Raw genomic sequence first — 14,461 nt, forward strand, 5'->3', positions numbered from 1 at the left:
TCACTCCTTAGTTAAGCTCTTCTGCAAAATGACAGGCTGCAAAATGATTCTCGCTGTATTCCACTAGTGGTGGTTCCTCAACTTTGCATTTTTGCTCGGCAAAAGGACATCTTGTATGGAACCGGCATCCACTTGGAACATTGCTTGGGTTCGGTGTTTCTCCTTTTAGAATCATCCGCTTCCGTTTTTCACCGGCCACGGTTGGTTTTGGCATGACATTGATCAATGCTTTCGTGTATGGATGGAGGCTTGCGGAAATCACCTTATCAACATCACCAATCTCCACGATTTTCCCTAAATACATGATGGCGATCCGGTCAGAAATCAACCAGGCAAGCGAAATATCATGGGTGATGAACAAGTAAGAAATGCCTTTTTCATCACGGAGATTTACCATTAGTCGCAAAATATCGGCCCGGACCGAAACATCAAGCATCGACACCGGTTCATCCGCCACGATAAATTCCGGGTTCAATATCAGGGCTGCGGCAATGACCACCCGTTGGCGCTGTCCACCGCTTAGTTCATGAGGATAACGGTACAAATACTGCTCTGCTGGTCTTAATCCGGCCCACTCTAACGCCTCTTTGACCTTTTCCTTTTTTTGTTGTTCATTTTTGATAAGACCATTGATTTCTAACGGCTCTGCCACGATGTCGATGATCAGAAACTTGGAGTTCAGTGACTCATATGGATCCTGGAAAATCATCTGGGCTTTTTGCCGGAATGCTTGAATCTGCTTCTTATCCTTTTGCAAGATCGGCTTGCCGTCGTAGGTAATGTCCCCTTCTACATTCTCAAGCAATTGCAGAATTGCTTTTCCTGTTGTGGTTTTCCCGCTGCCACTCTCCCCAACGAGCGACAAGATCTCTCCTTTATTAATATCAATATCAATGCCGTCCACCGCTTTGACGCGTTTTTTTTCCTTTGAGAGTAGCCCTTTTAAAAAGCCAGTCTGTAAATCGAAGTGGACGCGCAAATCCTTTGTTTTAATGAGACTATTCATTTTACTCCCCCCTTAAGTGACAGGCGACATAATGATCTTCGGCTATTTTTCTGAGTGCTGGCGTTGTCCGCTTGCATTCCTCCGTTGCATGCTCGCATCGCGGATGAAAATAGCAGCCTGTTGGCGGGTTGATTAAATTAGGTGGAGATCCGGGAATTGATTCCGTCATTTCCCGTTTTCCGTGAATATCTGGAAACGCTTTGACAAGCTTTTGTGTGTAAGGGTGAGAGCTGTGCTTAATTACGTTTTCCACCGTTCCCGTCTCCACGATTTTCCCGGCATACATCACCACGGCTTTGTCACACGTTTCCGCCATCACCGACAGGTCATGAGTAATGAGAATGAGCGACATCCCAAGCTCTGCCCGCAGCTTTTCTAGTAATTCCAAAATCTGTGCTTGCACCATGACATCAAGCGCTGTTGTCGGCTCGTCGCCTATTAATATTTTCGGATCGCAGGCAAGAGCCATGGCAATCATAACCCGTTGCTTCATTCCGCCACTAAATTCATGAGGATATTGATCGATTCTCTCTGGATCGATTTCGACTAATTCCAGAAGCCCCTTGGCTTTTTTTCTGGCTGCCTTGTAATCCAATTTATTGTGGTACATCATTACATCCGTAAGCTGTTCACCAATTTTTTTGACAGGATTTAAGGCATTCATAGCTCCCTGAAACGCAATCGCAATTTCATTCCAGCGATAGCGCCTAATTTGATTGTCATTTAACGCTGCTAAATTTTTTCCATTAAAGTTGATCTCCCCGCCAGCGATCTCCCCTTCCTGTGGAAGAAGGCTGGTGATGGATAGGGCAGTGGTGGTTTTCCCACAGCCGGATTCGCCAACGAGGCCAATCGCTTCCCCCTTTTCAAGCGTGAAGCTAACATCGTCCACTGCTTTGACGATTCCGTCTTTTGTATGAAAATAGGTTTTTAGGTTTTTAACTTCTAGAAGACTCATCATCTATCTCCTTTTTAGCTTTGGGTTCAAAATTTCATCAAAGGCATACCCGATGAAGGTAAAGCCAAGTACCACCAGCACGACACATAATCCTGGCGCCATCAAGTACCAGTACGCCCCAAGACTTGCCGCCCCTGATTCAAAGGCATAATGTAGCATCATGCCCCAGCTTGGCTGTGTTGTATCTCCCATCCCTAAGAAGCTCAGGGTTGTTTCGGATAAAATTGCAACAGCCGAAACTAATACGGTGTTGGCGAAAATCAAGGGAAATACGTTCGGTAAAATATGTTTTCTCATAATATAGAAGTGATTGGCCCCGATGGAGCGGGCACGCTCGATGAACTGCCTTTCTTTGATTGAAAGGGTCTGGGAGCGAACAATACGGGCTGTTCCCGGCCAACTCGTTAAGCCAATGACCAATATAATGTTCCAGAGGCTTGCTCCAAGAATCGCTGTTAAGACGAGGGCAAGCGGCAACCAAGGTAGCACCAAAAACACGTCAGTTATTCTCATTAACAAGGTATCTACTTTTCTTCCATAATAGCCAGAAGCGATCCCGACCACAGTTCCGACAAACATTGAAATTAAGGTGGAGATGAATCCGACCATGATTGAGATTCTGGCACCTAAGATGACGCCGCCCAACACATCTCTGCCAAGGTCATCTGTTCCGAGCAAGTTGGCCCAGGTAGGGGGGCTTAGCACGTCCGCTACCCCGTATTCCTTTGGATCATAGTCCGTTAACAATGGGCCAAAGATCGCAATCAGCACGAAGAACCCGAGAATAATTGCTCCTGAGTATCCCATTTTGTTACGGATAAATGTTCCGAGAAATTCTTTTGTTTTCTTTGCAGCAATGGTATGTTTTTGTTTCATCTTCCTTCACCCTAGGCTTTATTATTTATTCGTGGATCCAGGTAACCATATATGATGTCCGCACAAAGATTGGCAAGCACGACACAGACACTGACAATCAGGAAAATCCCTTGCAGTAACGGGTAGTCTCTGTTGTTTAATGCTTCATACATCAAGCGTCCCAAGCCTGGCCACGAAAATACCGTTTCAATTTGAATCGCGCCTGCAATCATAAAACCGATGTTGATCGCGATGATGGTCACCATGGGGAGCATCGCATTTGGCAGCGCATGTCTTCTGATAATTAATTTCTCCGAGAAGCCTTTTGCTTTCGCGGTGGTGATATAATCCTCTGTCAAAACCTCAAGTAAAGAATTACGCATGATCAAAACGAATTGCCCAATTAAGACTAGGGCCAATGTTAAGGTTGGTAAAAATAAATGCTTGGACACGTCCAGTGCCTTCTCAAAAGAATTGGCAAATACCGCACCTGCTGTACTCATTCCGCTTGTTGGAAATAGATTCAGTGTGACGCTAAAAAAGACAACCAGCATGATTCCAAGCCAAAAGGTAGGCATCGCGTAGGTAATCAGAGAAAAGGTTAAAGAGGTAATATCAATTTTCTTCCCTCGTTTAGAAGCCGCCACAATCCCAATGAACATACCAGCTATGATTGCGACGATTGTTGATAATCCCACCAGTAAAAGCGTTGGGACCAGCTTTTCGCCAATGACTTGAATGACTGGCTCCTTGGTCATAAAGGACATTCCGAGATCGCCCTGGGCCAGCTGCTTAAAATAGAGCCAGAGCTGGACATACATGGGCTGGTCGACTCCAAATAACACTTTGATTTTTTCAATCGCTTCCTCGGAAGCATTCGGGTTCCTCACAATCATGGCTAACGGGTCTCCCGGCATGACGCGAAAAAGAAAGAAATTAATGATTAACACGAGGAAAATTGTCACCATGGACTGAAAGAGTTTCTTCATTAGATAGTATTTATTCATCGTTTTCACCTTCGCCTTTGTAACAAAGGGCAAAGTAGCTTCGCACTTTGCCCTTTATTTTTCTTACATATCGTCGTCGATTGACATATCTTTTTTCTTGCGTTTTACAAGGAAGATCCCAGTCATAATCGCGGCTCCCACAATGACAACGGCAATGATCGCTCCAGCGTTACCGGCTGCTTCTTCATTTTCCGTAGTGTCCGATGCAGTAGCTTCGGTGCCATCCTCCGTATCAGCAGCTACTTCCCCAGCTGATGCTAGTTTTACATTTAAATAGTTTTCGTGATTGAAAGAATAGAAGTACACCCCAGCTACTTTTGTCCAGCCTTCCCATTTGTCGGTATTTACCGCTTGAAGGGCGTTATCATACAAAAGAATGATATATGGGGCATCCTCGTATAACATCTCCTGCATGTCATGAACGACCGTTTGTCTTTCCTCTTTATCTATGATCGTTTCTTGTTTAGCCAGTAGCTTGTCGTATGCTTCGTTGGCATAGTAAGAGTCACTTAAGTTTCCTATCTCTTCTGAGGACATGACATTTAGGATCGTAGTTGGGTCGGCGTCTGTTCCCCAGCCCCAGATGAACATATCAAAATCGGCATTATCATAGATTCGGTCAACTAGAAGTCCATCGTCGACTGTTTCAAGCTTCACACCAATTCCCACATCTTCTAGCATGCTGCTAATCATTTCCCCAGCGCGGACCTCTTCAGAAGTTTTCGAACGAACCATTAATTCAAACTCTAGCGGCTCCCCATCTGCTTCTCTGATTCCATCGCCATCTTCGTCCTTGTATCCGGCATTATCCAAGATTTCCATTGCTTTTGCCGGATCAAAGGAACGCAGGTTTTCTGGTTTGTAGTGCCAGAAATCTAGGCTTGGTGGGATTAATGTCGATCCAGGTGCTGCTTGACCGGCATAAGCAACATCAATGATTTTCTGTTTATCAATTGCATAGCTCATCGCATGACGAATGTCTTTTTCACGAAGAAGTGGATTTCCTTTTGAATTGTCATCTGGCCAGGTGTTAATGGAAAGCTCCGTAAATCCGTGTGTGGTCGCCGAAATCACTTCCATGCTTTCCTCTGCATCCAGCACTTTCACTTGGTTTGCTCCAATGTTGATGGCTGCATCGATCTCGCCTATTTTTAAGGATTGCGTCAAGGTATCTGTGTTAGCATAAAGCACGAATACGAGGCTATCGATGTTGGCTGGTTTGTAGAAGTAGTCTGGATTCTTTTCCAGCTTGATGAACTCATCTTTCTTGAATTCACTAAACTTAAAAGCACCCGTTCCAATTGGGTTTTCATTTGGCCATGTTTCCAGGTCGGCCATCGAGATTCCTTCCCAGATATGCTTTGGTAAAATCGGCGTCGTGCTTTGTAGCATATTCGCTTTCGGTTCCTCTGTTTTTATAACGACCGTCAGCTCATCCGGCGTTTCAATGGAGGTGATTCCATCCAAGTATCCAGCGTATAAGCCTAAGCCGCTTTCTTGTAACGTTTCATAGGTGAACTTTACGTCTGCAGAAGTGAATGGCGTCCCATCATGCCATTTGACTCCCTCTTGCAGGTTGAACGTCCAAGTTAAATTATCATCACTTACCTGCCAATCTTTTGCCAATCTCCCAACCGGCTCGACATCATCATCAAAGGCAACTAATGGATCATAGATTAACTTAAAGATTTCAGTAGCTGAAATCGTCCACGCCAGAAACGGACTCAGACTATCTGCCTCTGCAGTCCATCCAATTTTCAAGGTGGCTGCCTCCTCCGCATTCGCCTTGCTCATTGGTAGTACCAGGTAACTGAACATCAAGATGACCGTTAATAATATACTTCCAAGCTTTTTCATCCTTTTTCCCCCTATTTTTTTATAGAAAAGCTGCTTTCGCATAAAATAACCCCCTTAATACGAAAAGAGCCTTACTTCACACCAGATTCTGTTACAAATAGCTTTTTGTTCGTTGCATCTAGATACGCATTCACGCCCATTGGCAAGGTTGCGAGATCTGCGGTATGGCCAATTGGAAGTCCATGAATTGCTGGAATTCCTAACGGTTCAATAAAGTCATATAAGATATCTTCCAAGCTAAAGGTCACGTGGAAGCCCGGATCCATTTTCTTTGGCTCACACAAGGTACATTCGCCAATGACAATTCCCGCAGCCTCCTGTAGCTTGCCAGCATGAAGTAGGTGTGTGAACATATGGTCGATATTCCACGGTTCTGACCATACCTCTTCCAGGAAAAGAATCTTCCCTTTCGTGTCAATCTCATATGGGGTGCCAAGTGAAGCACAGACGAGCGTCAGGTTTCCTCCTACCAGCTCTCCTTCTGCTTGCCCCTTGTTAATCTGATTGATCCACTTCTTCTCATTTGCTTTGCGTATTTCCCCAATTGGATCCGTTTCCATTAAAGCTTTAAAAAGGAACTCCCTACGATAGTCGGTCAGGTCCTCCGAGTTAAAACCCGCCATCCCAGGCCCATGAAAGGACACCAAGCCTGTATATTTTTGGAGCGCAAGGTGGATGGATGTGATGTCACTATAGCCAATAAAAATCTTCGGATTGTTCCTCACAAGCTCGAAATCTATGTACCTGAGCATTCGTGCTGAGCCATATCCACCCTGTGTGACAAAGACGGCATCAACCTGATCATTCCGGAACATCTCATTGAAATCATGAGCCCGCTCCTCGTCCGTTCCCGCTAAGTACTCGTGCTTGTTATGGACATTTTTCCCGACCACGACACGGAAGCCCCACTCCTCGAGCGTCTCGATGCCGCGAGTGATATCGCTCCGGTTGTAGTGCGGACTCGCGGGGGCAACAATGCCAATCGTATCTCCTTTCTGGAGACGTTTTGGTTTAATTTTTTCCATCTGGAAGTCTCCTTTCTAGTAAACTTTCTTATAGCCCAAGTCCCTAGAGATTTCTTCTGCGGCAAGAAGCAACGTTTTAATGTATGCTTGTCGTTTATCTTCGCTGAAAAAGTGCTCAGGGCCAGTAATGGCAATCCCCGCCTCAAGCTTGCCTTCGTAGTTAAAGACCGGGGCAGCATAAGCAACGGCGCCTAATTGTAGCTCTCCTTCTGACTTGGCATAACCGTGCTGACGAATGGACTCGATGTCATTTTTCAATTCTTGCCTTTGCGAGATGGTAATTGGCGTAAAGGTTTTGAACGTGTCTGATAATCGCTCAAACTCTCTTTCTGGTAAATAAGCCAAGATTAATTTAGACAAGGCACCTGCATAAATGGGTAGCTTTTGCCCGACCTTAATTTCAAATCCGAAGTTATGGAATGATTCTATGTTGACTAAGCACAGCGCCTCTCCATCATCATAAATGCTTAAATTGACGTTCATTTCCGTCTTTTTCGCCAGTCTATGCAAATAAGGAGACGCCTTTTGCACCAGGTCAAGCCCTTGGATAAGGATTCCTGCAATTCGAACGAATTGCATCCCTGGGCGGAATTTTCCTGATATTTCATCCTGCTCCAAGTATCCTCGCCCCAATAGCGACTGGACATTTCTGTGAACGGTTGTCAGTGGCAGTCCGGTTTTTTTAGAAATGTCTACTAGTGTAAGTTCGCGTTCTCTTAAGGAGAACGTCTCAATAATATCAAGTGCACGGTCTACAGCCCGCACGCCTGTTTTTTTATCTACAGATGGTGTCATGTTTTTGATCCCTCCTTTCAATAAAGAAATTAGCGCTTTTGTTTCCGCTTGGTGGAAACGCGTTTCCGTTTCTTTGTTATAAAAATTTATTCTGTTATCAGAATAAGTAGTACAACCTTCTTAATATTTTATATATTCTAAATACATAAATGTGCAGAAAAGTGCCTAGTTTTAATACAACATTACATAATCATCCGTATGGGTGAATCCCAATGCTTCATAAAACAAATGCAGATGTGGAAGTGTGGCATCGTAGAATAAAAACGGTGTCTTCTGTTTTTTATGTAAATGATTCGCTAATGCCCTTGTGCATGCCAATCCATACCCTTTTCCACGAGAATCCTTATCGGTATAGATCCCACCGATTAAGGCATATTGGGAGGTTTCGGAATGTGCCATTGCAATGGAAACAACCTTACTTCCTTCTTTTACGATAAAAGCCGAACCATTTCTAATAATGTTTGGCAGCCGCTCCGGAACTTCAATCATAATGTCCTTGTCTGCATAAAATTCCTTAATGGCAGGTATATGGTCAAATGTTGCCTGGTTGACCGTTGAGTTGGTTGGTACAGGTGATTGATTGGTTCTACTTAGAAAACCGTAACAATAGGGATGCGTTTTTCGATTTGGCATGTCACCCAGATATGAAAGTATATCCGCTCTGCCATATAAATAAGTGGATGAAGTTTTAATTAGATGTTGCTTGAGGAGTGAAAGATAGTGTTTGTCCATTAAGGAAATGCCAGTATTCAATGGACTAAAATACTGTACGGCTACTAGCTTGTGGTGGTCATAATACCCATAAAATCCAAAACGTTTGTCTTCGTTATGTAAGTACTCCAAATACTCGTAGAACTGTAAATTGTTCCTTCGATCTTTCTCTATTAGTTCGACAAGTTCTCGTTGATTAACTGTGTTCAATACCCTTTTTTCAAAGATATCCCATCACTCCTGCTTCGCTTTCCCGTGTTTCCATTAGGTGGAAATGCGTTTCCGTTTTTGTTGTTAAAATTCATTATACATAGATTAACGATATATTTCAAATTTTCTAATAATTTTAATGGTTTTTTAGTCCGGTTTTCGGGACTTTTTATGGAGGTCAACCCCTAGAGGGATAGGGTTTTGGGAGGATGCAAAAATTTTTGGTTAATTTTTTGGGGACAGTTCCCTTTTCACTATTTAACGAAGGCAGAACCAAGGAACCACCACTTGAAAAAACCCCTTGATCCTATTGGACCAAGGGGCGTAAAGATTGTATCAACTTCAACCAATGCCTGTTGTTATAGCTTTTGACGCAATCTAATTTAACTCCATTAATGCGACAGCCTCAACGTGTACCGTATGAGGGAACATGTCTACCGGCTGCACCTCAACCGTCTTAAATCCCCCATCCTCCAACACTCTTAAATCTCTCGCAAGTGTTGCCGGATTACAGGATACATATACTACCTTCTTCGGCTTCATTTCCAAAATGGTTTGGAGTAATGCTTCATCACAGCCTTTGCGCGGTGGATCCACAACTAACACATCGGCTGTGTTGCCTTCCTTATACCATTTCGGGATAACGACTTCCGCTTCTCCAACTTTGAATTCTGCATTGGTAATTCCGTTCAGCTCTGCGTTGCGTTTTGCATCCTCAATCGCTTCTGGGACGATTTCGACTCCGAACACTTTTTTCGCTTTTTGGGCCAGGAACAAGGAGATGGTCCCGATCCCACAGTAAGCGTCTATGACACTCTCTTCACCGCTTAAGTCTGCATATTCCAGGGCTTTTTCATACAGCACTTTCGTTTGCTCCGGGTTGACCTGGTAGAAGGACCTAGCGGATATGGCAAACTTGATGTCGCCAATGAAGTCATAGATATATTCATTCCCCCAAAGTACACGAGTTTCCTCGCCGAAAATCACGTTCGTTTTCTTGGTGTTTACGTTCTGCACAACGGATTTCACTTCCGGTAGGGCCGCTGTTATTTCTTCCACAATTGCTTTGCGGTTTGGGATGTCTGGAGTGCGGGTGATAAGCACAACCATCACTTCGCCAGTCACTAATCCATAACGGGCCATCACATGTCGGAGCACGCCTTTGTGAGTTTTTTCGTTATAAGCACGCACGCCATGCTTGTCACAGATTTCACGGACCGTCTGAACGACGTGGTCGTTAATTTCCTGCTGGATTAAACATTCCTTCATATCGATGATTTCGTGGCTGCGCTGTTGGTAGAAGCCTGCAATCAGTCCGCCTTCGCGCTCCCCAATTGGAACCTGCGCTTTGTTTCGGTAGCGCCAAGGGTTGTGGTCCATGCCAAGTACAGGATGAACCGGCACGTTTTTTAGGTGTCCAATGCGTTCGAGGACATCTTTGACTTGCTTTTGCTTGGCGACAAGCTGACCTTCATAGCTAAGGTGCTGAAGCTGACAGCCTCCACATTGCTTGTAAATCGGGCACGGTGCATCGACACGATAAGGGCTTGTCTTGTGGATTTCCTCGAGTCGACCGAATGCGTAGCCTTTTTTCACTTTGATTATTTTGACTTTGATTTGCTCATCCGGTAGGGCATTTTGGACGAAAATAGGAAAGCCATCTATTTTTGCTACGCCGGCACCGTCATGCGTTAAGCCCTGGACGGTGACATCGTAGTATTCGTTTTTTTGAACAGGTACTGTCATTTGATTTCTCTTCCTTCACGTTAAAATCGCTGTTCCGATTGTACCATATGGAGGTTGGGCTTGCCAGTTAGGGTGGTGGGTTACTTCTGCTGGGGTTTATTTTTTGCTGAAACACCCTTCTACCTTTTTAGCTTCACCTTCTACCTTGTTCAGGGGAGCTTCTACATTTCCTAGGTTTTCTTCTACATTTCCCAACCGATGTTCTACCTTTTTATCCAAACCTTCTACAACTTCGCAAAGAAAGATGGTTCGCAGTGCTTCCTCTAGATTTTGATAAAAAGGTCCTTAGATGTACTCTTTGGTTTCCGTGTATTCTACCTTTTAACCTTCACCTTCTACCTTTTTCCGGCGACCTTCTACATTTCCCATGTCTACTTCTATATTTCCCAAACGACCTTCTACCTTTCCACGGCAACCTTCTACAACTTCACACTAAAAAAGAGGTTTCAACCGCTCCGCTCAAGCGATAGAAACCTCCATTCGCAAACCACATTTCAATGCTAAGGCATTGAACTAGTTATTAACTCAATCATCAATGCAAATATCCCCAATAATATAGTCATAAAAGTAGTTGCAGCGACTATTCTTTTGCTTACCTTCTGGTCAGTGGTCATTGATTTTCGATTGATGATAACAATCACAATCCCTATAATAATAGACCCGACCCAACTAATCCGACCAACTTCTGTCACTAACTTCTCCCAGTCGAAAATCCAAAAATACGCTATTAAAAGGTGCACAACAACCAACGGAATTGTAATAATTCTCAGAATGCTCCCCAAATTAACTACTCCTCCTCGGGCCTATATTCCAATATGTCTCCCGGTTGGCAGTCGAGAGCTTTGCAGACTGCCTCGAGGGTGGAGAAACGGATGGCTTTGGCCTTGCCATTCTTGAGGATGGAGAGGTTTGCCATGGTTATTCCGACTCTTTCAGAGAGTTCGGTGACGCTCATTTTTCTTTTTGCCAACATGACATCAATATTTATGATTATAGCCATTGTCTTCACCTCACACTGTTAAATCATTTTCGGATTTTATGTCGATGGCTACTTGTAATAGCCTTTGAAGGACCGCAGCGAACACGGCAATTACGATAGAGGCAAAGATCGGAACCGCGCCCATGATGATTGCTCCAGGCGCATCATCTTTATCTGCTAATAGAAAAATAAATGGCATGATGACAACATACACACAACTGATTGTTATCGCACAAAATTTGATTTTCTTCAATGCTTCCACCGAAAATTGCGAGAAAGCGTCGTTTTTATCAATATACCCCAAAAGCTTCAGCGCCTGATACAATGCAAAATAAAAAGGGATTGTGGTCAAGAACATCCCCGTTACAATTGGGTAAAGAATATACGCGTATTCAGGATTTGCCGGATCTTTTACCAACGATACCAAACCAATTATACTTAAAATAAAAACCGGCGACCCAATAAGAAATACCGCTATTTTCAAAAAAAGTGTAGAACCATGCTTCATCAAAAGCACCTCGCTTCATCATTATAAATAGAATTTACCACTTTATTTATTGTTTTTCAATAAAAATATATTATTATTTAATATTCTTGATCAGAAGGGAAAGGCACACCGTGACCCATTTCTCCCAAAAAAAAGACAAGCTCTTTACTCGCTTGTCTCTCCTAAATGACTTGGGATTTCACTTTCGCAAACACACACGTATCCCGCAATTCCCCGTTTACATCGCGCTCACTGTTTTCTAATATCCCCTCTAATGTATATCCTGCTCTTTCAGCCACCGCGCGGCTTTTCACGTTCTTAGAATCGCAGCGGATTTCCACACGATTGGCCCCCAGCTGTTCAAATGCAAACTGGCTGATTCCTTCCACCGCTTCCGTTATGTAGCCCTTGCCACTGTGCCTGGAATCGATCCAATAGCCAATCTCAAACTTCGGAATGGACCAGTCGATCCGATGCAACCCCGACGATGCCACGAATTCACCGGTTTCTTTTAAGAAAACCATGAGCCTTAGATCCTTTCGTTGTAAAAACTGAGCATGGCTCTCCCTTATATTTGCTTCCACATCCTCCACTCTCTGTTCTTGTTGCGCGAAAATCATCCACGGCTTCAGCTCAGGAAGAGAATGATTGATAGCCTCATGTACCGCAGGACCGTCTCCCGGCAAAGGCATTCTAATTAAGAGTCTGTCTGTAGTGAATTCAGATGGGAAGTCTTTCAAGATTGGTTTTGTGTTGGTCATTTGTATTCTCCCTCCTACTGTTTATGGACATAATTAAATAAAATAAAACCCATTACTAATATCTCTTCCAGTTTTGTATAGTCATCATCGACTAATTCAAAGTGGTATTTCGACCGTAACACTTCAGACCGTATTCCTTTCGCAATCACATGGTCATCTATCAGCACATCTGTTGCCGACCCGATTCCAAAAGATTGATAGTATATCACTTTATCTTCTATTTCTACTGTTAATGCTTCTTTAAGCTTTGCGGCATTCTTCATGGAGAATTCAGTTTTCACTTTTCCAACCGGCTCGCCATCGCGCACCATTATCCAATTGGTGTTATTTTTGAATAAACTGCTTCGCTTCTCCACAAATTCGACTTTACCCCCTACAGCCAGTTCAAAGGAAAGATTCATATACCAATTACCGTCACCTTCCACCACTTCATTGACCCAATGCTGCCAACGATGTTGGTAGAAGCGGCGGTATACCGCAACTTTCTTCTTTCGTTTATAAAGTTGTTTCACGCCAGTCGAATACCGTTCACCCATGTGCGTATTCCAAGTTTCATCCGTATTTGACGGAATATAGTTAACATCTCTGCTTACCATCCATCTATGTATAAACCAAACCACGAAAGCTCCAATTGGAAATATAAATAGAATAAATACCTGATTCCATTCAAACTCTCCCACAATTAAAAAGCGTAGGGTCATGCCAATTGTTCCTAAGATAAAGAGGAAGAGTAATTTTCCCACTGGTTGGCCTCCTTTCTTTTTGGGACTGAGAGGACAGGCACACTGGCCCATTTATAAAATAGAATCCATCACTCTTCCCATCCTTGAGGCACCTTCACCATCACATAATTTCCTGTCCACATTTTGGTGGTAACGATCAACTTCTCGTCCCCTTTTTCAAAAAAGTACCCACTGCCATCTTGGGTCACAAACTCCCATCCATGGTCACCTATCATTTCTTTAAGGGGTTCCCTGTATTCTCCCGGACCTGCTCGTGTAATAAACCAATCATACCCATCCTCATTTGCAATTTTCACGATGGGGTCTGAAGCTTCATTGATAGATTGCACGACTTCCTTTTTACTTACGGATTCTATTGGCAGAGTCGGTAAATAAAACTTGCTACTGTATGCGTATATTCCTAGGATGACTGCTATAAGACTAATGATGGTGAGTCGTTTTAACATGATTTTCCTCCTAAGGGCTAGCAAATTATAAAGACTCCGCCTGGTACTTATAATAATCCTGCGAATGATAACTCCTAAATCCACAAGATTCATAGAGTTTCAGCGCATGTGCATTCCTCGCTTCTACTTCCAAAAAGACAGGCAGCCCTTTTTCTGTCTTCATTTTCACCACTTTAGATAAAGCTTTCCGTCCAATTCCTTTGCCTTGTAGCTCTGGAAATACAGCAAAACCATAGATCCACGCTTCCCCGTTTGTTTCGGATACACGGATTTTCCCTGCAGTTCGACCTTCCGCTTCTATGATAAACATGTCCTCGCAGTTGAGTTCTTTCATTCGTTGATTAAAGCTCTGCGCTTCTTGTTTTGTAAAACCAAAGCAGGCCACTTCCAGTTGAATTTCCGCATCAAAATCCTCTTGAGAAGTAGATGGTCTAATGTTTACAGCAGGATCATCCATTAATTCGCCTGTTTCCCATTTCATTTGGTACTCAGCCACTTCGAATGAACAAGGGATACTTTTTAGAAACTCCTTCGCACTTTGAGAGGAGCTAGGCGCATTTAGCAAAACAGTCGAGATCTCTCGCTTTTTCACCTCTGTCATTGCTTCAGTAAACATTTTTGTAAAAATTCCTTTTCTACGATAATCAGGATGAACCATACCAGTCATCTCTATTTTATTCCCAAACCCGTAACACCCAAGAAAACCAACAAGTTGCCCATCTTCATAATGAAAGAAGTCTTCTTTGCTGTTTTCATCGCGGGTTTCAAGCATATCTTCATTCAGTTTCAGATCGAACCCGGCCTCTTTTTCACATACGGATTGGAGTTCTTTAATTTCTTGAAGCTGTTCTTTCGTTAGCATGGTTTACACCTCT

At 43.5% G+C, this 14,461-nt stretch carries 16 protein-coding genes; all 16 read right to left on the minus strand.

All coding sequences use genetic code 11. The features are described from left to right. Positions 1-7: 7 nt before the first annotated feature. The 16 genes from HC179_RS17565 to HC179_RS17640 all read right to left on the minus strand — a co-directional run bounded on the left by HC179_RS17565 (position 8) and on the right by HC179_RS17640 (position 14,448). Positions 8-1,006 (minus strand): ABC transporter ATP-binding protein, encoded by a 999-nt coding sequence (locus HC179_RS17565; protein ID WP_168865492.1) that lies wholly within the window; start codon positions 1,004-1,006, stop codon positions 8-10. A 1-nt stretch (position 1,007) separates the two neighbouring features. Further along, positions 1,008-1,967, minus strand: a complete 960-nt coding sequence (locus tag HC179_RS17570; protein WP_205825377.1) for an ABC transporter ATP-binding protein — start codon at positions 1,965-1,967, stop codon at positions 1,008-1,010. Further along, positions 1,968-2,840 (minus strand): ABC transporter permease, encoded by an 873-nt coding sequence (locus HC179_RS17575; RefSeq protein ID WP_168865493.1) that lies wholly within the window; start codon positions 2,838-2,840, stop codon positions 1,968-1,970. It abuts the gene before it with no gap. An 11-nt stretch (positions 2,841-2,851) separates the two neighbouring features. After that, positions 2,852-3,826, minus strand: coding sequence for an ABC transporter permease (locus HC179_RS17580; RefSeq protein WP_168865494.1), 975 nt, complete (start codon positions 3,824-3,826; stop codon positions 2,852-2,854). A gap of 63 nt (positions 3,827-3,889) precedes the next feature. Continuing rightward, positions 3,890-5,683: an ABC transporter substrate-binding protein gene (locus tag HC179_RS17585; RefSeq protein WP_168865495.1), complete on the minus strand. Its 1,794-nt coding sequence runs from the start codon at positions 5,681-5,683 to the stop codon at positions 3,890-3,892. A gap of 71 nt (positions 5,684-5,754) precedes the next feature. Continuing rightward, positions 5,755-6,708: a S66 peptidase family protein gene (locus HC179_RS17590; RefSeq protein ID WP_168865496.1), complete on the minus strand. Its 954-nt coding sequence runs from the start codon at positions 6,706-6,708 to the stop codon at positions 5,755-5,757. A 15-nt stretch (positions 6,709-6,723) separates the two neighbouring features. Then, a complete protein-coding gene (locus tag HC179_RS17595) occupies positions 6,724-7,503 on the minus strand; it encodes an IclR family transcriptional regulator (protein ID WP_168865497.1) in 780 nt (259 codons plus the stop codon). Between the two features lie 171 nt (positions 7,504-7,674). Then, on the minus strand, positions 7,675-8,424 hold the full coding sequence (locus tag HC179_RS17600) for a GNAT family N-acetyltransferase (protein WP_168865498.1): 750 nt from the start codon (positions 8,422-8,424) through the stop codon (positions 7,675-7,677). A gap of 378 nt (positions 8,425-8,802) precedes the next feature. Further along, positions 8,803-10,170, minus strand: a complete 1,368-nt coding sequence (rlmD, locus tag HC179_RS17605; protein WP_168865499.1) for a 23S rRNA (uracil(1939)-C(5))-methyltransferase RlmD — start codon at positions 10,168-10,170, stop codon at positions 8,803-8,805. A gap of 500 nt (positions 10,171-10,670) precedes the next feature. Then, positions 10,671-10,952: a hypothetical protein gene (locus tag HC179_RS17610; protein WP_168865500.1), complete on the minus strand. Its 282-nt coding sequence runs from the start codon at positions 10,950-10,952 to the stop codon at positions 10,671-10,673. Between the two features lie 5 nt (positions 10,953-10,957). Next, positions 10,958-11,170, minus strand: a complete 213-nt coding sequence (locus tag HC179_RS17615) for a helix-turn-helix domain-containing protein (protein ID WP_148988898.1) — start codon at positions 11,168-11,170, stop codon at positions 10,958-10,960. Between the two features lie 10 nt (positions 11,171-11,180). Continuing rightward, positions 11,181-11,657 (minus strand): DUF2975 domain-containing protein, encoded by a 477-nt coding sequence (locus HC179_RS17620; protein WP_168865501.1) that lies wholly within the window; start codon positions 11,655-11,657, stop codon positions 11,181-11,183. 161 nt (positions 11,658-11,818) lie between these two features. Further along, on the minus strand, positions 11,819-12,397 hold the full coding sequence (locus tag HC179_RS17625) for a GNAT family N-acetyltransferase (RefSeq protein ID WP_168865502.1): 579 nt from the start codon (positions 12,395-12,397) through the stop codon (positions 11,819-11,821). Positions 12,398-12,411: 14 nt separating this feature from the next. Next, entirely contained in the window at positions 12,412-13,140 is a 729-nt protein-coding gene (locus HC179_RS17630; RefSeq protein ID WP_168865503.1) for a hypothetical protein, read from the minus strand. 68 nt (positions 13,141-13,208) lie between these two features. Continuing rightward, positions 13,209-13,586, minus strand: a complete 378-nt coding sequence (locus HC179_RS17635) for a hypothetical protein (RefSeq protein WP_168865504.1) — start codon at positions 13,584-13,586, stop codon at positions 13,209-13,211. Between the two features lie 25 nt (positions 13,587-13,611). After that, positions 13,612-14,448 (minus strand): GNAT family N-acetyltransferase, encoded by an 837-nt coding sequence (locus tag HC179_RS17640; protein WP_168865505.1) that lies wholly within the window; start codon positions 14,446-14,448, stop codon positions 13,612-13,614. Positions 14,449-14,461: the final 13 nt, after the last annotated feature.

This window comes from Bacillus sp. RO1 (assembly GCF_012524115.1).
Classification (GTDB): domain Bacteria; phylum Bacillota; class Bacilli; order Bacillales; family Bacillaceae_I; genus Sutcliffiella_A.

Coding starts and splice junctions, on each gene's coding strand:
- HC179_RS17585 (WP_168865495.1), bottom strand. CDS start 5,683: ATGAAAAAGCTTGGAAGTATATTATTAACGGTCATCTTGATGTTCAGT.
- HC179_RS17565 (WP_168865492.1), bottom strand. CDS start 1,006: ATGAATAGTCTCATTAAAACAAAGGATTTGCGCGTCCACTTCGATTTA.
- HC179_RS17595 (WP_168865497.1), bottom strand. CDS start 7,503: ATGACACCATCTGTAGATAAAAAAACAGGCGTGCGGGCTGTAGACCGT.
- HC179_RS17590 (WP_168865496.1), bottom strand. CDS start 6,708: ATGGAAAAAATTAAACCAAAACGTCTCCAGAAAGGAGATACGATTGGC.
- rlmD (WP_168865499.1), bottom strand. CDS start 10,170: ATGACAGTACCTGTTCAAAAAAACGAATACTACGATGTCACCGTCCAG.
- HC179_RS17570 (WP_205825377.1), bottom strand. CDS start 1,967: ATGATGAGTCTTCTAGAAGTTAAAAACCTAAAAACCTATTTTCATACA.
- HC179_RS17620 (WP_168865501.1), bottom strand. CDS start 11,657: ATGAAGCATGGTTCTACACTTTTTTTGAAAATAGCGGTATTTCTTATT.
- HC179_RS17625 (WP_168865502.1), bottom strand. CDS start 12,397: ATGACCAACACAAAACCAATCTTGAAAGACTTCCCATCTGAATTCACT.
- HC179_RS17635 (WP_168865504.1), bottom strand. CDS start 13,586: ATGTTAAAACGACTCACCATCATTAGTCTTATAGCAGTCATCCTAGGA.
- HC179_RS17640 (WP_168865505.1), bottom strand. CDS start 14,448: ATGCTAACGAAAGAACAGCTTCAAGAAATTAAAGAACTCCAATCCGTA.
- HC179_RS17615 (WP_148988898.1), bottom strand. CDS start 11,170: ATGGCTATAATCATAAATATTGATGTCATGTTGGCAAAAAGAAAAATG.
- HC179_RS17575 (WP_168865493.1), bottom strand. CDS start 2,840: ATGAAACAAAAACATACCATTGCTGCAAAGAAAACAAAAGAATTTCTC.
- HC179_RS17580 (WP_168865494.1), bottom strand. CDS start 3,826: ATGAATAAATACTATCTAATGAAGAAACTCTTTCAGTCCATGGTGACA.